The sequence below is a fragment of the Alteromonas sp. Cnat2-8 genome, assembly GCF_022348355.1.
GTDB classification, from domain to species: Bacteria; Pseudomonadota; Gammaproteobacteria; order Enterobacterales; family Alteromonadaceae; genus Alteromonas; species Alteromonas macleodii.
This window is the reverse complement of sequence record NZ_JAKREX010000004.1, coordinates 394756-417746: the sequence shown is the minus strand read 5'-3', so window position 1 is coordinate 417746 and position 22991 is coordinate 394756. Positions and strand designations below refer to the sequence as shown.

At 44.4% G+C, this 22991-nt stretch carries 23 protein-coding genes; 6 read left to right on the top strand and 17 right to left on the bottom strand.

What is annotated here, in order from left to right; translation table 11 throughout:
- Positions 1–9 precede the first annotated feature (9 nt).
- From hflD to MHN00_RS12730, 3 genes are all read right to left on the bottom strand, one after another.
- Positions 10–636 (bottom strand): high frequency lysogenization protein HflD, encoded by a 627-nt coding sequence (hflD, locus tag MHN00_RS12740; protein WP_014998222.1) that lies wholly within the window; start codon positions 634–636, stop codon positions 10–12.
- Positions 636–1763 carry a tRNA 2-thiouridine(34) synthase MnmA gene (mnmA, locus tag MHN00_RS12735; protein WP_101564456.1) on the bottom strand — a complete coding sequence of 376 codons (1128 nt, stop codon included), beginning with the start codon at positions 1761–1763 and terminating at the stop codon, positions 636–638. Before mnmA ends, hflD begins: the two co-directional genes overlap by 1 nt.
- Before the next feature lie 352 nt (positions 1764–2115).
- Complete coding sequence (locus MHN00_RS12730) at positions 2116–2658, bottom strand: rRNA large subunit pseudouridine synthase E (protein ID WP_014976399.1); 543 nt, start codon at positions 2656–2658, stop codon at positions 2116–2118.
- Positions 2659–3171: 513 nt separating this feature from the next.
- Between MHN00_RS12730 and MHN00_RS12725 the strand changes: the two genes are divergently transcribed.
- Positions 3172–5391: an NADP-dependent isocitrate dehydrogenase gene (locus MHN00_RS12725; RefSeq protein ID WP_075176505.1), complete on the top strand. Its 2220-nt coding sequence runs from the start codon at positions 3172–3174 to the stop codon at positions 5389–5391.
- 735 nt (positions 5392–6126) lie between these two features.
- Here MHN00_RS12725 and cspD read toward each other — a convergent pair.
- On the bottom strand, positions 6127–6345 hold the full coding sequence (gene cspD, locus MHN00_RS12720) for a cold shock domain-containing protein CspD (protein ID WP_014949330.1): 219 nt from the start codon (positions 6343–6345) through the stop codon (positions 6127–6129).
- 243 nt (positions 6346–6588) lie between these two features.
- On the opposite strand from cspD, the gene clpS reads away from it, so the two are divergent.
- Both clpS and clpA read left to right on the top strand, forming a co-directional pair.
- On the top strand, positions 6589–6909 hold the full coding sequence (gene clpS, locus MHN00_RS12715; protein ID WP_014949331.1) for an ATP-dependent Clp protease adapter ClpS: 321 nt from the start codon (positions 6589–6591) through the stop codon (positions 6907–6909).
- A 24-nt stretch (positions 6910–6933) separates the two neighbouring features.
- Positions 6934–9210, top strand: a complete 2277-nt coding sequence (clpA, locus tag MHN00_RS12710; RefSeq protein ID WP_014976401.1) for an ATP-dependent Clp protease ATP-binding subunit ClpA — start codon at positions 6934–6936, stop codon at positions 9208–9210.
- Between the two features lie 177 nt (positions 9211–9387).
- On the opposite strand, the gene infA is transcribed toward clpA, so the two are convergent.
- The 4 genes from infA to trxB form a co-directional block, all read right to left on the bottom strand.
- Positions 9388–9606, bottom strand: a complete 219-nt coding sequence (gene infA, locus MHN00_RS12705) for a translation initiation factor IF-1 (RefSeq protein WP_014949333.1) — start codon at positions 9604–9606, stop codon at positions 9388–9390.
- Between the two features lie 75 nt (positions 9607–9681).
- Entirely contained in the window at positions 9682–10404 is a 723-nt protein-coding gene (locus MHN00_RS12700) for an arginyltransferase (RefSeq protein WP_014949334.1), read from the bottom strand.
- The gene (aat, locus tag MHN00_RS12695; protein ID WP_061486964.1) at positions 10401–11147 is read right to left on the bottom strand and encodes a leucyl/phenylalanyl-tRNA--protein transferase; all 747 of its coding nucleotides are present in this window, start codon (positions 11145–11147) and stop codon (positions 10401–10403) included. Before aat ends, MHN00_RS12700 begins: the two co-directional genes overlap by 4 nt.
- A gap of 50 nt (positions 11148–11197) precedes the next feature.
- On the bottom strand, positions 11198–12163 hold the full coding sequence (trxB, locus tag MHN00_RS12690; RefSeq protein WP_014949336.1) for a thioredoxin-disulfide reductase: 966 nt from the start codon (positions 12161–12163) through the stop codon (positions 11198–11200).
- Positions 12164–12701: 538 nt separating this feature from the next.
- On the opposite strand from trxB, the gene yfbV reads away from it, so the two are divergent.
- Complete coding sequence (gene yfbV / locus MHN00_RS12685) at positions 12702–13151, top strand: terminus macrodomain insulation protein YfbV (protein ID WP_014979203.1); 450 nt, start codon at positions 12702–12704, stop codon at positions 13149–13151.
- Positions 13152–13195: 44 nt separating this feature from the next.
- Here yfbV and MHN00_RS12680 read toward each other — a convergent pair whose 3' ends face one another.
- From MHN00_RS12680 to MHN00_RS12670, 3 genes are all read right to left on the bottom strand, one after another.
- Positions 13196–13672: a SprT family zinc-dependent metalloprotease gene (locus MHN00_RS12680; protein ID WP_239301444.1), complete on the bottom strand. Its 477-nt coding sequence runs from the start codon at positions 13670–13672 to the stop codon at positions 13196–13198.
- A gap of 87 nt (positions 13673–13759) precedes the next feature.
- A complete protein-coding gene (gene sppA / locus MHN00_RS12675) occupies positions 13760–15625 on the bottom strand; it encodes a signal peptide peptidase SppA (protein ID WP_239301352.1) in 1866 nt (621 codons plus the stop codon).
- Between the two features lie 162 nt (positions 15626–15787).
- A complete protein-coding gene (locus MHN00_RS12670) occupies positions 15788–15979 on the bottom strand; it encodes a hypothetical protein (protein WP_014949340.1) in 192 nt (63 codons plus the stop codon).
- A 44-nt stretch (positions 15980–16023) separates the two neighbouring features.
- Between MHN00_RS12670 and MHN00_RS12665 the strand changes: the two genes are divergently transcribed.
- Positions 16024–16635 carry a DoxX family protein gene (locus MHN00_RS12665; RefSeq protein WP_014949341.1) on the top strand — a complete coding sequence of 204 codons (612 nt, stop codon included), beginning with the start codon at positions 16024–16026 and terminating at the stop codon, positions 16633–16635.
- A 169-nt stretch (positions 16636–16804) separates the two neighbouring features.
- A complete protein-coding gene (locus MHN00_RS12660; protein WP_239301350.1) occupies positions 16805–17356 on the top strand; it encodes an NAD(P)H nitroreductase in 552 nt (183 codons plus the stop codon).
- 100 nt (positions 17357–17456) lie between these two features.
- Here the strand turns inward: MHN00_RS12660 and MHN00_RS12655 are convergent, their stop codons facing one another.
- The 6 genes from MHN00_RS12655 to MHN00_RS12630 form a co-directional block, all read right to left on the bottom strand.
- Entirely contained in the window at positions 17457–18296 is an 840-nt protein-coding gene (locus tag MHN00_RS12655; RefSeq protein WP_014976406.1) for a DUF2797 domain-containing protein, read from the bottom strand.
- A gap of 41 nt (positions 18297–18337) precedes the next feature.
- Positions 18338–19345 carry an asparaginase gene (gene ansA / locus MHN00_RS12650; protein WP_014976407.1) on the bottom strand — a complete coding sequence of 336 codons (1008 nt, stop codon included), beginning with the start codon at positions 19343–19345 and terminating at the stop codon, positions 18338–18340.
- 190 nt (positions 19346–19535) lie between these two features.
- Positions 19536–20498, bottom strand: coding sequence for a lipoyl synthase (lipA, locus tag MHN00_RS12645; RefSeq protein WP_049588697.1), 963 nt, complete (start codon positions 20496–20498; stop codon positions 19536–19538).
- Positions 20491–21162: a lipoyl(octanoyl) transferase LipB gene (lipB, locus tag MHN00_RS12640; RefSeq protein WP_239301348.1), complete on the bottom strand. Its 672-nt coding sequence runs from the start codon at positions 21160–21162 to the stop codon at positions 20491–20493. Before lipB ends, lipA begins: the two co-directional genes overlap by 8 nt.
- The gene (gene ybeD, locus MHN00_RS12635; RefSeq protein ID WP_014949347.1) at positions 21163–21426 is read right to left on the bottom strand and encodes a DUF493 family protein YbeD; all 264 of its coding nucleotides are present in this window, start codon (positions 21424–21426) and stop codon (positions 21163–21165) included.
- A 101-nt stretch (positions 21427–21527) separates the two neighbouring features.
- Positions 21528–22712 (bottom strand): D-alanyl-D-alanine carboxypeptidase family protein, encoded by a 1185-nt coding sequence (locus MHN00_RS12630; protein WP_014949348.1) that lies wholly within the window; start codon positions 22710–22712, stop codon positions 21528–21530.
- Between the last annotated feature and the right edge of the window lie 279 nt (positions 22713–22991).

Below are 22991 nucleotides of genomic sequence, written 5' to 3'. Positions count from 1 at the left end.
AGCTCCTCACTAGTTTATTAATCGTAGTGCTTTAACAGCACTGTTAAGAATGTGTTTGCGTTTAAATAAAATGTTTCTTCGTTTTCCACCCATCTGACGCCACATTACTGCAGCCCTAACACCTGCAAGCAAAAGCGCACGCACTTTATGCTGAGTAGCAGGTTGGCTTAAATAATCTGGGTTACCAGCTACCTGAATACGCGGTGCTAGCGGACTGATGATATCGCTGTAAATGCTCGCTAAAGAGGCGACTATTTGTGGGTTTTGGAAATCGATGTGAGCAAGCTGGCGCTGAACATGGGAAATACGTTCGCCCAGTTCCTGCATTGCTTTAGGCTTTCTCGCTAGCTTTCTTTCAAGGCCTAGAATACTAGCTATATAGCGGGTTAATTCCGTATCTTTTGTTGCTTGTTTGTCAGATAGCTGTGCTGCGAGTGTGGTGTAACCGGTTTTTAAGTTGGCGAGCTGGCCGAAAACCTGTTGAGGTGTTTCTGGGTCAGTAACCAGTATGCTTGATAAGCTGGCTTCTATCGCTTCGTTATCGGCTGAACCTCGTCTGGCAAGCTGCTGAACCAGCGCAGCAGCTTGACATACTCCAGCAAGAGCTAGGTTATTTTCTATGTCGGTATCTAACATCAGCGAATATAACTCTCAATAATACCGCCGCCAAGGCAAACTTCGTCATTATAGAATACCGCCGACTGCCCCGGCGTTACCGCCTTTTGTGGCTCATCAAACATCACTTCAATGGTGTCGTCTTGAGTTGGCGTTATTGTACAAGGGATATCGGCCTGACGATAACGGGTTTTAACTACAGCGCGCATAGGCTCTGTAATCGTTTTTCTATCTACCCAGTGCAGCTGCTTTGCTACCAAGCCTTTAGAGTAAAGGCGAGGGTGGTCGGCACCTTGACCCACTATAAGCACGTTGCGAGCAACATCTTTATCTACCACATACCAAGGGTCGTCACCGTATTTGGCTAATCCACCAATGTGTAGGCCTTTACGCTGACCTAGCGTGTGATACATCAAACCTTCGTGCTGGCCAATTTCTTCACCTTCTGCGGTTTCAATAACGCCAGGCTGAGCTGGAAGATAACGTGCTAGGAAGTCTTTGAATTTGCGTTCACCAATAAAGCAAATCCCGGTAGAGTCTTTCTTATCATGAGTGATAAGACCTTGCTCTTCGGCAATTTTGCGAACTAATGGCTTTTCGATGTCACCCACAGGGAAGAGCGTTTTAGCAACGTGCTCTTCGCCTAATGTGTAAAGAAAGTAGCTCTGGTCTTTGTTGTTATCAAGACCGCGTAGCATTTGCCATTTACCGTCAACTTCTCGGCGACGAACATAGTGACCAGTAGCAATGTAGTCAGCGCCAAGGTCTTCTGCTGCAAATTCAAGAAACGCTTTAAACTTAATTTCTTTGTTGCACATAATATCTGGGTTTGGCGTACGGCCCGCTTTGTATTCCTCTAAGAAATACTCAAACACGTTATCCCAGTATTCTGCTGCAAAGTTAATGGTGTGCAGTTCAATGCCAAGTTTGTCAGCAACCGCTTGTGCATCTTTTAAATCTTCCGCTGCGGCACAGTATTCATCGTTGTCGTCTTCTTCCCAGTTTTTCATGAAAAGACCTTCAACCTGATAACCCTGTTGTTGGAGTAGGTAGGCTGAAACAGACGAATCGACACCGCCGGACATTCCGACGATCACTTTTTTGCTGGCGTTAGATTCAATATCACTCACTATGGATTGCACACTCATTTGATTAATAAAAAAGAAACCGTATTTGTTAAATCAGTCACCAATTAACATGTTGATAAATATGCTAAGGCGCTTACCCACTCAGTGGGCCATACCACTAATCAGCCACTTACAAATCGGCCCGTTTTCGAGGTCGCGGATTTTATCAGATTCCGATAGCTAATTCACATTTAATCCTTATCTGATTAAGTAATTAAATATGTGCCAAGCGGCCGTTGGCCTTTGCTGTAAAAAATTGTCTATATGCAAAGATGAACAGCAACCTTTAACAGCGCTAAAAATCCGTGACGTTTCGGTGCCTCTTTTAGTGTGGTCAAGGAAGGTGATTTCAAGTATTAGAAATTGAATTGCTTTAAAAGTGAACGTAGCTGCCATTATCAATACCATCAATGGTCCAATTACCCACGCGATATCTGATGAGCCGAAGGGTGGGGTAGCCGACGTGCGCTGTCATACGTCGCACTTGTCTGTTTCTGCCTTCTGTAATGGTAATTTCTACCCAGCTAGTAGGGATCGACTGTCTAAAGCGTACGGGCGGATTCCTCGGCCACACGCTAGGTGCTTCCATGGCCTTTACTTTCGCGGGGCGAGTCATTCCATCTTTTAATTCTACGCCGTCACGCAACGCCTGCATTGCTTTTTCGTCCATAATACCTTCAACTTGCACCCAATAGGTTTTGCTGGTTTTAGCTTTTGGGTTAGCAAGTTTATGCTGAAGCTTTCCGTCATTGGTGAGTACGAGAAGACCTTCCGAATCTCTGTCGAGTCGTCCTGCGGCATACACACCGGGAACATCAATATAGTCCTTTAGGGTTTCTCTACCGTCTGCATCAGTAAATTGAGAAAGAACTTGAAAGGGCTTATTAAAAAGCACCACTTTAGCGTTTGAAGACATATTACTTCCGCTTGTTTAAATTCAAAATTTCGGGGGGGATTTTACGACAAATGGCGATGCTTCGCATGGGAAAATCAACCGCAAATAGTGGTTTGCTCAATGAAGTTTGTCGATAAATTCAGTGATCTTATGAGTTAAGACAATGGTATGACTTGTAACTCAAACTTTCGACCCTATACTAATGGACGCTCCCATTTTTATAAGAGAGCGCATCTGCATAATTATTAGACAGTTTTAGCAGTGATAAGCGGGCTTGCTTATACATCGTATCTCGAAATTGCGTACGACTAGGTAGTCGAGTGCAAAGCCATGAGATGCATATTGCTAACATAGGGAATTGAATAATATGTAGGGAAGAAAACAGCAAGTGACCTAGTGCTTAATAAAAGCAAAAGGTGGAAAACATCAAATACGTTTCGCAATGACTGTGGGCGTGACATGAACATGTTGCGGGTTGTTGCGACCTAATGGACTAAAGACGACAGTACCCTGTCGAGAAAATTGAGGTATATAATGACCAAGTCTAAGATCATCTACACGAAGACTGATGAAGCGCCAATGCTGGCGACTTACTCACTTCTTCCAATCATCCAGAAGTTTGCTGCGGCTGCAGATATCGACGTTGAGCTAAGCGATATTTCACTTGCTGCACGTGTTTTGGCAAATTTCCCTGAGTATCTTTCTGAAGAACAAAGAGTGCCAGACGCGCTAGCTGAACTGGGTGAGATGACCCAAGACCCGAACGCTAACATCATCAAGCTTCCAAACATCAGTGCCTCAATTCCACAGCTTCGTGCAACTATCAAAGAATTAAACGCAAAAGGCTTTAATGTACCAGCGTTCCCTGATTCACCTAAAACAGCTGAAGACGAAGAAATTCGCGAGCGTTACGGTAAAGTATTAGGTAGTGCGGTAAACCCTGTGCTACGTGAAGGTAACTCGGACCGTCGTGCACCGACAGCGGTGAAGAACTATGCCCGTAAGCACCCGCATTCAATGGGTGAGTGGTCTCAAGCTTCTCGTTCGCACGTAGCGCACATGCGCGGTGGCGATTTCTACTCTGGTGAGAAATCAGTGACAGTTGAGAAAGACGGTCACGTTAGCATCGAATTTACGGGTAAAGATGGCAGCAAGAAAACCCTTAAACCGCGTGTAGATTTGCTAGCTGGCGAAGTTATCGACGGCATGTTTATGAGCAAAAAAGCGCTGTGTGAATTCTTCGAAGAGCAAATTGAAGATGCGAAAAACACAGGCATTCTTTTCTCACTACACGTAAAAGCGACCATGATGAAGGTGTCTCACCCAATCGTATTCGGTCACTGTGTAAAAGTATTTTACAAAGATCTATTCAACAAATGGGGTGACCTGTTTGAAGAGCTAGGGGTTAACCCTAACAATGGTCTAGGTAGCGTTTACGACAAAATTGCAAGCCTACCTGAGAGCCAACGCTCTGAAATTCAAAAAGATATCAACGCATGTTATGCCGACCGTCCGCCAATAGCGATGGTTAACTCTGACAAAGGAATCTCGAACCTTCACGTACCAAGTGACGTAATTGTTGATGCTTCTATGCCTGCAATGATCCGTAACTCGGGTCAAATGTGGGGACCAGATGGAAAGGCGCACGACACTAAAGCAGTTATTCCAGAAAGTACTTATGCAACCATTTACCAAGAAGTTATCAACTTCTGTAAAACGCATGGTGCATTCGACCCGACAACGATGGGTACAGTACCTAACGTTGGTCTAATGGCGCAAAAAGCAGAAGAGTACGGTTCACACGACAAAACGTTTGAACTAGAAGCAGACGGTACTGTTTCAATTGTTGACCAAGACGGCAATGTTCTTATCTCTCACGATGTTGAAGAAGGTGATATCTGGCGTATGTGTCAGGTGAAAGACGCACCTATTCAAGATTGGGTGAAGCTAGCGGTAACGCGTTCACGTCAATCTGGTATGCCTGCGGTATTCTGGCTAGATGACGAACGTGCTCACGATGCGCAACTTATCAAGAAAGTTGAAAAGTACCTACAAGACCATGATACCAACGGTCTAGATATTCAAATTATGTCTCCTGTACGCGCTATTCGCTACAGCATGGAACGTGCAATTCGCGGTCTGGATACCATTTCAGTGACGGGTAACGTACTTCGTGATTACCTTACTGATTTGTTCCCAATCCTAGAGCTTGGTACCAGTGCTAAAATGCTATCAATTGTTCCGTTGATGGCTGGTGGCGGCCTTTATGAAACGGGCGCGGGCGGTAGTGCACCTAAGCACGTGCAACAGTTCGTTGAAGAAGGTCACTTGCGTTGGGACTCACTCGGTGAATTCCTGGCACTTGCGGTATCGCTAGAAGATGTTGCTATTAAGCATAGCAACACCAAAGCAAAAGTTATTGCTACTGCACTTGATAAAGCAACGGAAAAACTACTAAACAACGGTAAGTCTCCGCTTCGTAAAGCAGGTCAGTTGGACAACCGTGGTAGCCATGTTTACCTAGGTCTATACTGGGCTGAAGAAGTAGCGAACCAAACGGAAGACGCAGATCTAGCTGCGCAATTTAAGCCAGTGTATGAAGAGTTGTCTGCGAAAATTGACGACATCTTGGCTGAGATTGATGCAACGCAAGGTAGCGCGCAAGAAATTGGTGGTTACTACTACCCTGACGAAGACAAGCTTTTCGCAACCATGTCTCCAAGTAAGACATTAAAAGCTATCTTAGGCGCATAGTATTTTGTGTATATGCGTTAGGCTTATAGGTCTAGCGCATAGAATAGTACTCTCAAACCTGAGAAGCTATTTCAAAACAAGGTTTAAAAGCCCTCTCTTCAAACGAGAGGGCTTTTTTTATGTAGAACCACTATACCTGCGCTAACACGCGGCGATTACGAACATTTTATACCAATCCGCATAGATAATTGCCCTCTCAGAAGGCGCTGGCAAGTTTCCTAGCGAAGCGTGGGAATGCAGGAATGGCTGTTCCCTTTCAAATTCCCAGAATGAAGCTAGGAAGCTTACCAGGCCTTCCCGAAGGGCGAGTTTAAAATGTCCGTACTCTTTGTTGTGTCACCTTGATGTAGATCCACTATACCTGCGGTAACACGCCACGATTACGAACATTTTAACTCTCGCTGAGTGGGTAATTATTTATGCGGACTGGTATTAAGCCTAGCTGAGTAGGCAATGGTCTACGCGGACTGGAATAAGGGGTAGGGCGATATACCTTATGTTTTGGAAACGAATGTATAAGCGGGAGATAAAAGGAACAGGAAAAAAGCTCGTTGATTGTCTAATTTGAGCTAGTACGCAACTTTAATACACAACGTTAAGATAACGTAATGCTTATTTTTGTGGGGAAAATTTAAACGCACTTATCCGCACAGGCGCTTTACTGCACCTACACATTTTGAATGGCAAGAAAAGCAAAAGCCCGACGTAAAAGGTCAGGCTTTAAAAATTCTTTTCTTAACGCTCTGGTTCTTCTTTGAAGCCAATGTTCTCAGCGTGGAGACCTTTAGGCCCTTGCTGAACTTCGAACGTTACTTCTTGACCCGCTTTTAGCGAACGGTAGCCTTCCATCTGAATCGTTGAGTAATGCGCAAAAATATCTTCGCCGCCGTCCTCAGGAACGATAAATCCAAAACCCTTTGCGTTGTTAAACCATTTAACTTTGCCAACCGCCATACTTCGACTTCCTCTTAATCCTTGAACTCACGAGTATATGCCCCCATTATAGATCCGGAGACACGGTGGAAAGAGTATTGATTGTAGCTGCTACGCAGTAAGTTATGTCGTAGCTAACGTGCAATACTCAAAACCACTATACAAAATGTAGATTTTTTAACCATATTATGTCAAGGGCAAATGTGAATAAATTTATCCAAAAGTTTGTACACATATGTGCCATTAAACCACTATTATTAAGTTATGAGTAAAGACAACGCTATTAGTATCGAAAAGGAAAAACAGAAAGACGCGCAGCGACAGAAGCCGCAGCCGCCTCCCATGTATAAAGTGTTGTTGAACAATGACGACTATACACCGATGGATTTTGTCATTGAGGTACTCATGCAGTTTTTCAATATGGACGCTGAGAAAGCCAACCAACTTATGCTGACCGTTCATTATCAAGGAAAAGCCGTGTGTGGCATTTTTACTGCTGAGATAGCAGAGACAAAAGTGATGCAGGTTAATCAGTACGCACGCAAACATCAGCACCCGTTGATGTGCACGATGGAGCAGGCATAAGGTTTTTTGTAGAGGGCGAGCAATATGTTAAATAAAGAATTAGAACAAACGTTAAACAACGCGTTTGTATTTGCCAGAGAGCATCGTCATGAGTTTATGACGGTTGAGCACTTGTTGTTGGCATTGCTTGATAACTCAGCTGCTCGCGATGCGCTCAAAGCATGTGGTGCCGATATTGAGGCAATTAAAAGCGAACTGTTAGCTTTTGTTAAAGATACTACGCCTCTCATTTTAGATGACCAGTTAAACGAACGCGAAACTCAGCCCACGCTCGGTTTCCAGCGCGTGCTGCAGCGTGCGGTATTCCACGTTCAGTCGTCTGGTAAGGACGAAGTTACTGGCGCCAACGTACTTGTTGCTATATTCAGCGAGCAAGAGTCTCAGGCCGTTTATATTCTCAAGAAGGCGGATGTAACGCGCTTGGATGTGGTGAATTTCATTAGCCATGGCGTAAGCAAAGCGGATGATGATGAGCCCGTAAACCCTGAAGCGTCGGAAGAGGCTGAAGCAGGCGAAGAAGGTGGCTCAGCATTGAGCAAATACGCAACTGATCTAAATCGTCACGCGAAAGACGGCAAAATAGACCCGTTGATTGGCCGCGATTCGGAAGTAGAGCGCACTATTCAAATTCTATGTCGTCGTCGCAAAAACAACCCGCTGCTTGTGGGTGAAGCGGGCGTAGGTAAAACGGCGATCGCAGAAGGTCTTGCATACAGAATCGTTAACGAAGACGTGCCTGATGTTATTGCTGAAAGTACTGTTTATTCACTGGATTTAGGTGGCCTTCTTGCTGGTACCAAATACCGTGGTGACTTTGAGAAGCGTTTGAAAGCAATTCTGAAAGAGCTTGGCAAAGACAAGAACGCCATTTTGTTTATTGATGAAATCCATACCATTATTGGTGCAGGCGCTGCGTCGGGCGGTGTAATGGATGCGTCAAATTTACTTAAGCCTAAGCTATCAAGCGGTGAACTACGTTGTATTGGCTCAACCACATATCAAGAGTATCAAGGTATTTTTGAGAAAGATCGCGCCCTTGCACGTCGTTTCCAGAAAGTTGACGTTACTGAACCTAGCGTCAGCGATACCACAAAGATATTGCTTGGCCTTAAGAGTCGCTACGAAGAGCACCACAATGTGCGTTTCACTCAAAAGGCGATTCAAGCTGCGGCGGAATTGTCGGCTAAATACATCAACGAGCGTCATCTTCCAGATAAAGCCATTGATGTAATGGATGAGGCAGGCGCAAGCCAGCGCTTGTTGCCGCCTTCTAAGCGCAAAAAAACGATTGGTGTGGGCGACATAGAGCAAATTATTGCAAAAATGGCGCGTATCCCTGAGAAGTCTGTATCGGCTTCTGACAAAGAGGTGCTTAAGAACCTTGGCCGCAACCTTAAAATGGTCGTGTTTGGTCAGGATAAGGCTATAGAGACGCTTAATGACGCTATATTGCTATCACGTTCCGGACTTGGAGCTGAAGCAAAACCAATTGGTAGCTTCTTATTCGCCGGTCCAACTGGTGTTGGTAAAACAGAAGTAACCCAACAGCTGGCTAAAATCATGGGTGTTGAGCTTGTACGTTTTGATATGTCTGAGTACATGGAACGTCATGCAGTTAGCCGCCTCATTGGTGCGCCTCCTGGTTACGTTGGTTTCGATCAAGGCGGTCTGTTAACAGATGCGGTAATCAAAAACCCGTACTCAGTAGTGCTGTTAGATGAAATTGAGAAAGCGCATAGCGATATCTACAATATTCTTCTTCAGGTTATGGATCACGGTACGCTGACTGATAACAATGGACGTAAGGTTGATTTTAGAAACGTAGTGTTAGTGATGACCACCAACGCAGGTGTTCAAGAAACCGTACGTAAATCTATTGGCTTTAAGCAGCAAGATCACAGTCACGATGCGATGTCTGAAATCAATAAGGTGTTTACACCTGAATTCAGAAACCGCCTGGACGGTATTATTTGGTTTAACCATCTTGATCCTGAAATCATCTTGCAGGTGGTAGATAAGTTTATTATTGAGCTTCAGGCACAGCTTGACGTTAAAGGCGTGTCGCTAGAGGTCACTAGTGCAGCCCGCGCTTACATGGCTGAGAAAGGCTATGATAAGGCAATGGGTGCACGTCCTATGGCGCGCGTCATTAAAGATGACCTGAAGAAAGAGTTAGCGAACGAGCTATTGTTTGGCGAGTTATCTAAAGGCGGAAACGTTAAAGTAGACTGCGTTGATGACAAACTTACCTTTGAGTACACAGGTGTAGGTGCAACGTCAGAAGAAGCAGAGCCAAGCTAATGTAATAAAGCATGTAGCGCTAAGTAGAAAGACTAATGTCGTCTATCAAGCGCTATATCTTCGTTAGTAACTTTGTTTTTAGCGATAGTGCTTCGAGGATGAAATAGGTAAAACCCAGATACGAAAAAGCCCGATCTTAATCGGGCTTTTTTTATGCGTTACCGCTTAAATGGCTCATTATCTTGCGCGATAAACGATACGACCTTTGGTCAAATCGTAAGGAGTCATCTCAACGGTGACCTTATCGCCAGTAAGAATACGGATATAGTTCTTACGCATTTTACCAGAGATGTGTGCAGTCACTACGTGACCGTTTTCTAGTTCAACGCGGAACATAGTGTTAGGTAGCGTGTCTAACACAGTACCTTCCATTTCAATACAATCTTCTTTTGCCATGTAAAGCAGTTACCTCAGTAATTCAAAATTTTTGCCGCGCAGACCTTACCCAATCTTGGGTTCGGTGTAAAGCAATTAAGTGGGTATTTTACTATTTTTGCTAAATAGATGCCATTCATTGTCACTAAACTGCTCAAATGGCAAAAATTTGTGTTTATAAGACATTTTTTGACAACCCTCTACGTAATAGCCCAAATAAACATAGTGGTGGCCTAAACGCCTCGCTTCCTCAATTTGCATGAGTATCATCCATGTACCTAAAGACGCAGAGCTATAGTCAGGGTCGAAAAACGTGTAGAGCGCAGAGAGGGCACCCATATGTTCGTTAGCATCGACGACGTCAGTGACAGCCACTGCAATGAGCTTGTCGCCATCATAGGCCTCTAGGTAATGGGTTGTCATCCAATCACACAAAACGAAATTGTCGAACTGGGTTCGTGACGGCGGATACATACTACCGTCGGCATGTCGCTCTGTAATGTAGCGTTCATACAACGGGTAGTATGTGCTTTTAGTTTCACTAACTAGCTGAACGCGAAACCCTTGGTTGGCCTTTAACAGCCTTTTTTGACTGCGAGAGGGGGTATAAGCATTCACCGGAATTCGCACCGACTTACACGCTTTGCAGGCTGGGCAGTGTGGACGGTAAATTTGTTCACCGCTTCGTCGAAATCCCACTTGAATAAGTTGCGAGTATCGCCACGCCTGAAAATCATTGTTTTCGGCGTATACTAATAATTGCTCTTGCTCATCGGGCAAATAGCTACATGAAAATGATTGGGTTATACCAAACTTCACGGAGTAATCACTCTTGGCTTCCAACGATTAAGGTAGTCTTCTGACAGCCTACCGTCTTCAGTTAAAGTGTGGTTGTTGTTTTCCAGTTTTTCAATAAAGTTTTCACGGGATAACACATTCGCACCAAGGGATGCCAAATGATCGGTAGGAAGCTGGCAATCAATAAAGGCCATATCGTGAGACTTCATGTGCTCAACCAACGCCATCATAGCAAGTTTTGACGTATTACTTTCCCGGTGAAACATCGATTCACCGCAATATACCTTGCCAATTCCAACGCCATATAGTCCACCCACAAGTGTTTCGCCGTCCCAAACTTCCACAGAGTGTGCTAAACCCAGACCATTGAGCTGCCGGTAAGCCCCAATCATGTCATCGGTAATCCATGTTTCGCTATTGAGTTCACCTGTGTTTGGGTTTTTACGAGGGGTTGATGAACAGGCTTCAATTACTCGGTCGAACGCATAATTTAACGTTACCGTGTATTTTTGTTTTCGAGCAAGCTTCTTAAGGCTTTTCGATGCGACAAAATTGTCGAGTTCAATAATGGCTCTGGGGTCGGGTGACCACCACAACAGCGGTTCGTCATCACTGAACCAAGGGAAAATGCCCTGTGAGTAGGCAGAAAATAAACGTGCAGGACTGAGGTCGCCACCAAATGCTAGCAGGCCGTTAGGTTCGTCTAATGCAGTGTCGACTGGAGGGAAGGGCGCGCCTTCTTCGATGTAATGTAACGCTATCATAATCGGGCCAGAAAAAAGCCCTACTGAACAGCAGGGCTTGGGAAACAGTATCAACCTTGTTCGGGCATCGTACCGTCTAAGTATTTTTCAGCATCTAGCGCCGCCATACATCCTGTACCTGCTGATGTAATGGCCTGACGATAAATGTGATCGCTCACGTCACCTGCAGCAAACACACCTTCAACGCTTGTTTGCGTCGCATTGCCGTTTGTACCGCTGTTTACAACGATATAGCCATCTTTCATTTCAAGCTGGCCATCAAAGATATCGGTATTCGGTTTGTGACCGATAGCAACGAATAGCCCCATAACATCAAGCTCTTCAGTGGCATCACTGTTCGTATCTTTAATACGGACTTTGGTTACACCCATTTCGTCACCGAGCACTTCATCTAGCGTACGGTTTAAGTGTAATACCACGTTACCGTTTTCTGCTTTATCACGAAGGCGTTGCTCAAGAATTTTTTCACTTCTAAAGCTATCTCTTCTGTGAATAACGTGTACTTCTGATGCAATGTTTGAAAGGTAAAGCGCCTCTTCAACAGCGGTGTTACCACCACCAATTACCGCTACTTTTTGATTGCGGTAGAAGAAACCGTCACAGGTTGCACAAGCAGATACACCTTTACCCATAAACGCTTGCTCTGATTCAAGACCAAGGTATTTAGCTGAAGCACCTGTAGCAATGATTAGTGCGTCACACGTATAAGTACCGCTATCTCCGTAAAGCGTGAAAGGGCGCTTCGAAAAGTCGGTCTTATTGATGTGATCGAAAATAATTTCAGTATCGAACTTTTCAGCATGCTTTTGCATACGAACCATTAGATCAGGACCAGTAAGGCCTTCAGGATCGCCCGGCCAGTTTTCTACTTCTGTCGTGGTAGTAAGCTGTCCGCCTTGTTGAATACCAGTTAACAGTACAGGTTTAAGGTTTGCACGTGCAGCATAAACCGCTGCTGAATAACCTGCAGGGCCTGAACCCAAGATAAGTAGACGGACGTGTCTGCTTTCTGCCATTTTCCTCTCCAAATAATTCACCCAAAAGGGTTACTTATAAAATTTCTCTTAGAAAGCTAGGTAGGGGCGAAAATCTGTAAATCAAGCTCAACACCTAGTTACTTTTATTATAGTAATTTGCCAGCGCAACATCTGCAGGTCGTTATTCACTTGCTTTAACAAAAGTAACAACAAAGCCATGCAGCACAATGTTTAGGCTTAAGCGCTATATGATGCCTTTAAGCGAGAAAAATGTCACTTAAAGATAGATTGAACTTATACCTTTTAATTATTAACGTAGGGTGTATTAGTTACACAACGCCGATCTTCACAGCAGACGAAAAGGCAGCCGCCACATCAACGAAACTTAATTAACTACAGTGCAATCATATTTGATAAGATCGATGTTGATAGTTTATCGCTGTAATTACGTACTGATTTAGAAGAACCAGTTTGTATTAGCCAAAAAGCGGATTACAATTTAGTTATAACTATCGAATAATGACGTGAGTGATATCAGCATTAATGCTGATAGTAAGGTTTATCAAAGAGGTGAGGCATGTCTCAATCAATAATGACAATGTTGAAAAACGGTCAGCAGTACATGAAGACATGGCCTGTAAGAAAAGAACTCTATGCCTTTTTCCCAGAGTGTAGAGTTGTAGCAGCGACTAAGTTTGCAATTAAAACCATGCCGCCGGTGGCTATGGTTTCATGCGCGCTGCTCTATCAGAGTTTAGGCGCCGATTATCTACCTCAAACCATTACCATAGGTGCTTTCTTCTTAAGTCTGCCTATGCAAGGTTTGCTTTGGCTAGGACATCGCTCTGACCAATACCTTCCACCACAACTGAAAAGCTGGTACCAAGAAATCCACTCAAAAATGCGCTCGCAAGGTGTGGCTATGACCAATGCTAAATCAAAACCAAAATATAAAGAGCTAGCGCAACTTCTTAAGACAGCGTTTAACGATTTAGACAACGCATTTACTAAACACTGGTTTAATTAACAGCACGTATCCTGTAAATACCGCTCGCCAGACAGCGTCTTGGGTCAATGGGCTTTTGGGCTGCCAACGTCTGGTGCGCGAAGCAAGGCCTGACACTTCCTACATTTGTATTGTGCCCCTTTTAAAATATTATTGTGTCTGCGTGTACTTAGCGCATAAGTGTCACAGTCACACACATAATGAAAAGTGCGGGCTACCCGTTTCACGTCAAATTGATGGGTAGCATTAGGCGTGCAGTTAAATACGCTGCGCATTATCGACTGCCATTCTTTGCCGTGGGGCTGAACTCTGCCAAACAGAACCCAAACCAACAAATGGCTGACTTCGTGTGGTACCACGTCACTTAAAAAGGCATCGATATTATCTTTAAACAGAAGTGGGTGAAAATTCACGCGGTTTTGCTGTAAAAACGCAGTGCCCGCATTTTTCCCCGACCGTCTAAAAGTGATGGTAGGGCGCTTGAACGTTTGCTTGAAGTATTGCTCTGCTTGCTCATAGCAATAAAAAACAGCGTCGGTAATAACGCGACGCTGTTCTTGAGTTAAGTCATTTGAAGCGATGTTGCTGCCTCTGTCTTTTTACTGTTTCTACTTATTTGCTGCGCGTAATTATTTAACGTCACAAGGTAAACATAGCACGTAGGTACCCTTAGGGTCGTTTAGTTGGTTTACTAAACTGAACTCTTTAAGTACGCGCTTAAATTCATTTACCAGTGCAGAGTCGGCATGGGCAAATTGCCATTTGCCCACAAACGTCATTGCCTGGCCAAAGAATTCCTTCCAGAAAATTTCCTGGGCACTCAGCGTACGTTGTACGTAGAACGTATCATAATTTTCTAGCTCGGCGAGCTCGGCCGCAGCAACTACAGCATCGTCAACCGTACCAAGCTGGTCTACCAAGCCAAGTTCAATTGCATCTTCGCCAATCCACACGCGTCCTTGGGCAACACTATCCACTTCTTCTACCGACATACCACGAGCATTTGAAACCAACGACAAAAAGTTTCCGTAAGTGTTTTCAACGTTGCGCTGAAGAATTTGACCGAATTCTGGTGCTAGTGGACGCACAGTAGAGAAGCCTGCAAGCTCTGTAGAGCCCACACCGTCACTGTGAATACCTAAATAATCCAGTGAATTCTCGTAGGTCATAAACATACCAAACACGCCAATCGAGCCTGTAATCGTGCTAGGGCTTGCAATTATTCTATCGGTACTTGCTGCAATCCAATAACCGCCTGAAGCTGCATAGGTGCTCATAGAAGCAATAACGGGCTTACCTGCTTGTTGTAGCTGCAACACTTCCTGACGGATAATTTCAGAGGCGAATGCGCTGCCTCCAGGAGAATCAATCTGAAGAACCACTGCTTTTACGTTGTCATCAAGACGAGCCTTACGCAGAAGACGCGCAGTGCTGTCGCCACCTATAGTACCGGCTTTTTGATTACCGTCTAAGATGGTGCCCTTGGCAACTACAATCGCCACTTTATCCATGTCTGACTCGATAACCGGCATAGGCGGGTTAACAACTTTAAGATAGGTATTGAACGAAGTGAGGTTAACGCCGTGATTGTTTTCATCTTCACCGACTAACTCAGTAAGCTCCAATCTTACTTCTTCGCGGGTCTTCAATGCGTCTACCCAATTATTCTCAAACGCATACTGTGCGAAATCGCCGCCTGCCGCTTCAAACTTTGCTAATAAACCTTCAAGGGTCTCGTCAAAGTTTGCTTCATCGATACCGCGAGCTGCTGCTACATCCGCTTTGTATTGCGCCCAGTAACCATCTAACCACTGTTTCTCCGCTTCTTTTGCTTCTTCAGACATATCATTTCGCATGATAGGCTCAACAGCAGATTTATAAGTACCAACCCGGAAGATATGCGTGGTTACTTTTAACTTTTCTAGCATGTCTTTGAAGTACATGCCATAACGGCCGTAGCCTTCAAACATTAACCCGCCCATTGGGTTCAGATAGATGCTATCAGCGTGTGCTGCCAAGTAATATTGGTCTTGGGAAAAGTAATCACCAATGGCATAAACGGGCTTTTCAGATTCTTTAAATGCGTCAATAGCATTAGCTACGGTGCGCAACTTGTCTAAACCACCGCCGGTAAGACCTTGAAGGTCAAGAACCAAAGCTTTAATACGGCGATCTTTTTGCGCATTTTCAAGCACTTTCACTACATCGCGTACCAGTACTTCTGGGTTTTCAGGTTCACTGCCTAGCGATTCTTGTAAGAACTGTTCGAAAGGATCAATGCTTTCTTTTTCTATAACTAGCTTGCCGTTAAGCGTTAGAAACAAAGCACTGTCTTTGTTTACGGTAAACTGTTCATCGTCCTGACCAGTTATTGCGATTATCAATCCAACAAAAATAACAATGAATATCAAATTAAAGAAAAGTTTGCGGGTGAAGTTAAGCACCGTCCACAAGCCAATAAACAAGGATTTAGTCCAATTTCCTTTGGCTGCCATTTTAATCACTACCTTTTTTTGAATTAACTAACCAGAGCAAGATAGATCAGGCATACCTTACTCACGTACTGCATTCTATTATGTTACCTAAATCGAGTAAGATCGCGAACTTAATTGTAATTTTTTGTGAGTGTCTTTGTTTTCGGCGACTTACGATGACTTTTATTCTGCGTTCTTTTTTTCGTCTTGTTCCAGCCACTTTCGAATGAGGGAGGCAATACGTTTGTGACTATCTTCGCTCATCGTCATAAGAAATTTTCCATTCTTTGCTTTATAGCCGGTTTTTCCATGGCCCTTTTTCATTAGTCGTAAAAACGGTGAGGGCTTATTTTCGCGCGATGAAATTTTTTTCATAAAGTGCCGTTCTTATTTCTTAATCACACAAAGTAGGCAAAACAATGACACACATTTACCAACAAATCGTAGCCCGACTGCAAGTGGCAGATGGCATTCCTTTACTTTTATTGCGCTTGTATTTAGCACCAGTGATGATACAGGCTGGCTGGAATAAAGCATCCAGTTTCGACAGTATTGTAGATTGGTTTGGTAACGATGATTATGGGCTTGGTTTACCAATGCCTTTGGTAATGGCGTTCTTAGCTACAGCCGCAGAACTCGTGGGCGGTGTTCTATTGTTATTGGGTGCATTGACGCGCTTGGTGAGTATTCCATTAATGGTAACCATGATAGTCGCTATGGTGAGTGTTCACGCTAAGAATGGATGGCTCGCTATTGCTGATGCGTCTTCATGGTTAGCCGACGGTACTATCTTACTGAATGAAAACATTATGGCTGCGCCAGAAAAGCTTGCGGCAGCTAAATCATTGTTACAAGAGCATGGCCATTATGACTGGCTTACATCCAGCGGTAACTTTGTGGTACTTAACAACGGCATCGAATTCGCTGCGACCTATTTTATTATGCTTTTAGTTTTGTTTATCTATGGTGGTGGACGCTTCTTTAGTGTCGATTACTATGTGAATAAAGCCATGCGTTCTAAAAGTAATTAGGGACGCTCCATTTCCTGTACAAAAGGCCGGAATTTTCTGGTCTTTTTCGTTTATGAACCGTAGGATCTAGCATTCAGGTTAGGTAAATTATTGTTGTTGGCACGCTTGTCTCGATTATGAAAATCGAAGCGTGACAACAGCAACGCGAAAAAATAAAGTAGGGACGTAAATGGACGCATTAACATTGTTACTCAACAGAAGTTCTCAGCCTCGATTGGAAGCGCCAGCACCTAGTGGAGGTGCCTTAGAGAATATTATGCAGGCTGCACTACGTGCCCCAGACCATGCTTGTCTTACTCCATGGCGTTTTATCGTGTGCACAGGAAAAGGGCTGGATAAGCTAGGTACACTCTATGAGCAATCCGCTATTGAAAATGAAAAGTCGCAGAAAGAAATTGAACGTGCCGTGCAGCTTCCTCACCGCGCACCTATGGTTATCGTAGCCATCGCAAAGCATGTGGAACATGAAAAGGTACCGCGTGTTGAGCAGATAGCGTCGGCAAGCTGTGGCGTGATGGCGATGCAAATGGCAGCAGTAGCACAAGGGTTTAACGGCATGTGGCGCACCGGTGGCTACGCACACTGTGAGACGGTAAGAAACGGATTAGGTTTAAGTGAAGAAGACGAGCTGGTAGGTTTCTTATATTTAGGAACGCCAGCGTTTGAGCCTGCACCTAAACCGCAAAGAAATAGTAACGACTACTTTGAATTCTGGCAGTAGTTGATACCTATTCGAATAAACTGCCGCATTAGATAGCTAGCGGCGGGTAATAAGGGTCTTATTTTTATAAGTAAGTTAACATAAGACCCTAACATTTAACCTAGAAAGATAGGTCTACATTATAACCAGCGAACTTCCTGATATTAATAACGCGATCGCCATCTAGCATCCAGTATTGCCCCTTGATACCTTGCAATACACCAGTAAATGACGGTGTCTTATCTAAGTTTAAAGATTTTATCTTTACCGGATAATCTTCAACAGGGTAATGAATATCATGGATAGGCGTAGTCACTTCTGATACTGCTTGAAGCCCTTTTTCTTGCTTCAGCGCTTCTAGCTCACTTTCAATTTTACCCATTAATTCGGTTTTGACCTGTTCTAAATCAACCTCGTCAGGTTTGCCCTTTAACATTGTTCGCCAATTGGTTTTATCTGCAATGTGATCTTTGCATAACGTTTCAACCAAACCACTGGTAAGCCTGTCAGGAACTCGCAGCATTACGGTAGCCTGCGTGGCACCTTGATCCATCCAACGGGTAGACACGCCTTCGGTGACTTGACGAGTGATGCCCACTTTTACCGTACCTGTGTTAGCCAAATAAACAAAATGCTCACTAAAGCAATGTTCTTCACCCCACTGAGGTTCTCTGCACGTCCCTTCGTGGTAATGGCACTTTTCTGGCTTAATAATGCAGCTATCGCATTGTGCCAGCGATATCAAACACGGGTAGCAGTATCCTTGGTTGAAGCTTTTTTTGGTTTTGCGGTTGCAGTGAACACAGTTGATTTCACCAGAGTAGGTTACCGTTACTTCCTTGCCGATAAGAGAATTGATATCTACCAACTCATCACCAATTGGAAGCGAGTAGTGCACGGTATTGTTTTCATCGGCGGAGGTACGCATTTTTTTAAGCATACCCGAATATGTTGTTGTCACTTGTTGAAACCTTTTTCTTAAAAACTTTATTTGTAACGCTGTTAGTCGCTTAATTCGCCGCGCAAGTTTTGCGTTAATAGATGGCTTATTTCCTCAAAAGGAAGCCCTTTACTTAATAAGTAGTGCAGTTTCGCGAGGGCAGCCTCGGGCGTCATATCGCTACCCGATAAAACTCCTACTTCTTGTAGGCCATGGCCAGTGGCATAGCCACCCATGTTTACGCGACCGCGCATACACTGGGTACAATTCAAAACAGGAATTTCTCTGGCTTTTGCGTATTTTAACTGTGCAATAAGCTCAGGGTTCTGAGGTGCATTGCCCACACCATAACTCAGTAAAATCAACGCGTTCACAGGTTGCTGTAGCGTGTTTTTAATCACCTCTGGCGCAATACCGGGATACAAACTTACCATGCCGATCGGTTGGGCTTTGACGTTCGATACCGTTAAGGTGTTATTTGGTGTCTTCGCTAATTCACCGGCTTTCAGACGAATGTTAATGCCAGCTTCTAACAGTGGAGGAAAGTTAGGGGAGTCAAAGGCACTGAATCCATCTGCATCTACTTTGCGGCTGCGGTTGCCACGAAGTAGTCTATTGTTGAAGAACAGTCCGACTTCGGCAATGGGGAAGTTCGCGGCAACATATAACGCGTTTAGAAGGTTGACTTGACCATCTGAGCGAAGCTCTGCCAGTGGAATTTGAGAACCGGTAACAATGACAGGTTTTGACAAATCCTCAAGCATGAAACTCAACGCCGAGGCGGTGTATGCCATGGTGTCTGTACCGTGCAAAATAATGAAGCCATCGTACTTGTCGTAGTTGTCGGCGATATCATCGGCAATACGCTGCCAATCAGACGGGTCCATGTCTGATGAATCGATAAGGTTATCGTATTCATGCAGGGTAAAAAGGGGCATTTCAGAACGGTGAAACTCCGGCATCTTTTTCAGTGTGTCTGACAAGAAGCCTGCAGCGGGTACGTAGCCTTGTTTAGACGGCTTCATACCAATAGTTCCACCTGTATAGGCAATATATATATGTTTGCGCATGAAATGACCTTACCCTTAATTTGGGAATACTTTTCAAAAGGGGATAGCGTAATTTGACGGGCATTCTAACAATACCCACGGGTTTGTCACCCTGAAATACGAAGGCACAAAAAAGCGGTGAAGATCACCGCTTTTATTCTGTATCAACTTTTTAGCAACGTTAGGCTGAGCCCTATGCTGAAGTTCGGTACTACTTAACTTCTTTACCCGCTGCTTGTTGGTCTGCATGGTAGCTCGAGCGGACCATTGGGCCACATGCTGCATGGGTGAAGCCAATTTCTTTTGCGTAGTCACCAAGGGCGTCGAATTCCTTAGGGTGTACGTAGCGCTTAACCGGGTAGTGGTGACGGCTTGGCTGAAGGTATTGACCCAGCGTAAGCATGTCCACATTGTGAGCGCGCAGATCATCAAGTACGCCTTGAATTTCTTCGTTCTCTTCGCCCATACCCATCATCAGACCAGATTTGGTCATCACGTCAGGGTGTTGCGCTTTAAACTTCTTAAGCAAATCCAACGACCATTGGTAATTCGCGCCAGGGCGACATTCACGGTATAAACGCGGGATCGTCTCTAAGTTGTGGTTGAACACATCAGGCACGCCGTCTTTGAAAATCTCAAGTGCACGATCCATACGTCCACGAAAATCGGGTACTAATACTTCGATTGTCGTTGTTGGACTGTGTTCGCGAATGGCGTTAATACAATCTACGAAATGCTGAGCGCCACCGTCGCGAAGGTCATCGCGGTCAACAGAAGTAATAACCACATAGCGCAAATTCATTTCTGCAATGGTTTTAGCCAGCTTCTCAGGCTCTTCTGCACTAGGAGGCAGAGGTTTACCGTGGGCTACGTCACAGAAAGGACAACGACGAGTACAAATATCACCTAGAATCATAAAGGTGGCTGTACCGTGGTTGAAACACTCGGCAAGGTTAGGACAACTCGCTTCTTCACACACAGAGTGAAGATTGTTTTTGCGAAGTGTCTGTTTGATGTGATCAATTTTCTCGGTAGTACGAGGAAGCTTGATTTTAATCCACTCCGGCTTGCGCAGCATTTCTTCCTTTTCAGTAGGAATAATAGTGACGGGAATGTGTTTTACTTTTTCATCATCACGGAGTTTTATCCCCGCTTGAGGTCGTGCATTACTCATCAAAACCTTCTTTGTATGTTGGCTGTGCAATGGAAAGCGCTTCTAGCAACAAATGCGTTAATTCATTACCAGCGGTCTCAAGCGTAGTTGGACCATTGAGGCGCGCGGTATCGATCATTTCCATACCGGCATAACCGCAAGGATTAATACGCTGAAACGGTGATAAGTCCATATTAACATTTAAAGCTAAGCCATGAAACGAGCAGCCATTACGTATTCTTAAACCTAATGAACAAACTTTCTTCTCATCGACGTATACGCCAGGCGCATCGGGCTTTGGATACGCGGTTACGCCGTATTTTCCAAGTAGTCCGACCACCGCTTCTTCCATAGCAGTGACTAAATGGCGAACACCTAGCTTTCTGCGCCTTATGTTTAGCATCAGATAAATCACTTGTTGGCCTGGACCGTGGTAGGTCACTTGGCCACCTCGGTCAACCTGAACAACAGGAATATCACCAGGCATAAGTATGTGTTCAGCTTTGCCTGCTTGTCCTTGCGTAAAGACGGCATCGTGTTCAACAAGCCAAATTTCATCTTGGGTATTTTGGTCTCGCTCATCGGTGAAGCGTTTCATTGCCTCGAAGATAGGCTCATACGGCTGACGCCCTAACTGACGTACTATAACGCCGTTTGCGTCAGACGCTATCGACTGCTCATTCACTTAAAGTACAACCCTAACCAGCTCTAATTTGGCAAGTTCAGTGTAAATGGTTTCCATGTGCTCTTTGCTGGTTACACGCACACTGATAGACACCGAGTGGTAAGTACCTTTACTACTTGGTTTTACGTTAGGCGAGTAATCGCCTGGCGCATGTTGCTGAAGGCAGCTCACTACCTGTTGAGGTAGGTCTTCATGAGCAACGCCCATGACTTTAAACGTTTGGTTTGTTGGAAAATCTAGTAATTCGTCGAAACGGGTATCCATGCGATATCCTTGGTACTTAAAATATCATATAAAAAAACGGCCAGATTGTAACAAATCTGGCCGCTTCACAACTAGCTTTTTAACGTATTCAGTAAAGGTGTTTACTCGTCGTCAAATCCTAGCTGAAGCATAATGTAGTCTTTCATGCGATTAAAGAAGCTGCCTTCTTTTACTTCTTGAAGGGTAACTAGGGGATAGCTAGCCACATCTTCACCGTCTAGTTGTAGATAAAGTTTTCCAACAACCTGACCTTTTGCAAGTGGTGCTTCAAGCTTGTCATCAAGTTCGAAGTTAGCTTCTAAATTAGCCGCCTGACCGCGTGGAATAGTAATGGGGGTAGATTGATTAATTCCAAGGTCTACTGTCTCTCTATCACCCATATAGATGCGGTGAGCAACGAAACTATGACCAGCTTGGTATGGCGTAAGTGTCTCGTAAAAACGGAAGCCATACTTAAGTAGCTTTTTGTTTTCAACTTTACGTGCACGTTCGCTATCAGTCCCCATAACTACAGAGATTAGACGCATACCGCCTTGCTCTGCAGAAGTGATTAGGCTGTAGCCCGCATCAGACGTGTGGCCAGTTTTAATGCCATCAACGTTTAAGCTTTTGTCCCATAACAGGCTATTGCGGTTGTATTGCTTAATGCCGTTGTAGGTGAATTCCTTCTCGCTATAAATCTTGTACATTTCTGGCGTTTCTGCGATAAGCGCGCGAGACAGAATCGCCATGTCACGAGGGGTAGTGTAGTGGTCAGGGTCGTGAAGACCGTGAGCATTAACCCAGTGAGAACCACTCATGCCAAGTGATGCCGTGTGTGCATTCATCATGCTGGCAAAAGCAGATTCTGAACCTGCTACGTGTTCTGCCATAGCAACACAGGCGTCGTTACCTGACTGCACAACAATGCCACGTAGTAAGTCACGTACTGAAACTTGTGTACCTACTTCAATAAACATTTTTGACGAGTCAGGGAATTTCTTCGCCCATGCGTTTTCCGAGATAGTCACTTCGTCGTCTAAGCTGATGTTACCGGCCTGTAGTTCTTTGCCAATAACATAAATAGTCATTATTTTCGTTAAGCTCGCAGGAGCAAGCTGCATGTCCGCATTTTTAGATGCAATCACATGACCCGTTTCAAAGTCGGTTAGAAGAAAACCTTCTGCGGCAACTGAAGGAGCAGGCGGAGTGACTACGGCAGCATTTGCTGTGTGTAGTAAAGTGCCTATCACCAAAAAGGCAAATGAAAGTAATGACGGTTTAGCGCGTTGAATTATTCTGAGCATGGTTCTAATTTCTTTGACCGTTTTATCCGTGTGAGTTAAAGCTTACCTTATTGTTGCGATGACCGCGAAACGATGACCGCAAAACATGGCTACCCAATTTTAGCTTTTGTCCAGTTCGTAACCGAATTCTGTTGTTTCACCTACTTATTAGCTGAGGTGACGAGAGATCTTAACGAAAGGCTGCTTATAAGACTAGGTTTTATCAAAAAAGTTTACGTGATTGTAGGTATTAGGCGAAGAAACCGTGATATTGCCTGCTGAATGACACAATGCTGCCAC

Coding starts and splice junctions, on each gene's coding strand:
- MHN00_RS12730 (WP_014976399.1), bottom strand. CDS start 2,658: ATGTCTTCAAACGCTAAAGTGGTGCTTTTTAATAAGCCCTTTCAAGTT.
- ybeD (WP_014949347.1), bottom strand. CDS start 21,426: ATGGATACCCGTTTCGACGAATTACTAGATTTTCCAACAAACCAAACG.
- infA (WP_014949333.1), bottom strand. CDS start 9,606: ATGGCAAAAGAAGATTGTATTGAAATGGAAGGTACTGTGTTAGACACG.
- trxB (WP_014949336.1), bottom strand. CDS start 12,163: ATGGCAGAAAGCAGACACGTCCGTCTACTTATCTTGGGTTCAGGCCCT.
- lipA (WP_049588697.1), bottom strand. CDS start 20,498: ATGAGTAATGCACGACCTCAAGCGGGGATAAAACTCCGTGATGATGAA.
- MHN00_RS12665 (WP_014949341.1), top strand. CDS start 16,024: ATGACACACATTTACCAACAAATCGTAGCCCGACTGCAAGTGGCAGAT.
- aat (WP_061486964.1), bottom strand. CDS start 11,147: ATGATAGCGTTACATTACATCGAAGAAGGCGCGCCCTTCCCTCCAGTC.
- MHN00_RS12670 (WP_014949340.1), bottom strand. CDS start 15,979: ATGAAAAAAATTTCATCGCGCGAAAATAAGCCCTCACCGTTTTTACGA.
- mnmA (WP_101564456.1), bottom strand. CDS start 1,763: ATGAGTGTGCAATCCATAGTGAGTGATATTGAATCTAACGCCAGCAAA.
- MHN00_RS12630 (WP_014949348.1), bottom strand. CDS start 22,712: ATGCTCAGAATAATTCAACGCGCTAAACCGTCATTACTTTCATTTGCC.
- hflD (WP_014998222.1), bottom strand. CDS start 636: ATGTTAGATACCGACATAGAAAATAACCTAGCTCTTGCTGGAGTATGT.
- cspD (WP_014949330.1), bottom strand. CDS start 6,345: ATGGCGGTTGGCAAAGTTAAATGGTTTAACAACGCAAAGGGTTTTGGA.
- sppA (WP_239301352.1), bottom strand. CDS start 15,625: ATGGCAGCCAAAGGAAATTGGACTAAATCCTTGTTTATTGGCTTGTGG.
- yfbV (WP_014979203.1), top strand. CDS start 12,702: ATGTCTCAATCAATAATGACAATGTTGAAAAACGGTCAGCAGTACATG.
- MHN00_RS12660 (WP_239301350.1), top strand. CDS start 16,805: ATGGACGCATTAACATTGTTACTCAACAGAAGTTCTCAGCCTCGATTG.
- ansA (WP_014976407.1), bottom strand. CDS start 19,345: ATGCGCAAACATATATATATTGCCTATACAGGTGGAACTATTGGTATG.
- clpS (WP_014949331.1), top strand. CDS start 6,589: ATGAGTAAAGACAACGCTATTAGTATCGAAAAGGAAAAACAGAAAGAC.
- clpA (WP_014976401.1), top strand. CDS start 6,934: ATGTTAAATAAAGAATTAGAACAAACGTTAAACAACGCGTTTGTATTT.
- MHN00_RS12725 (WP_075176505.1), top strand. CDS start 3,172: ATGACCAAGTCTAAGATCATCTACACGAAGACTGATGAAGCGCCAATG.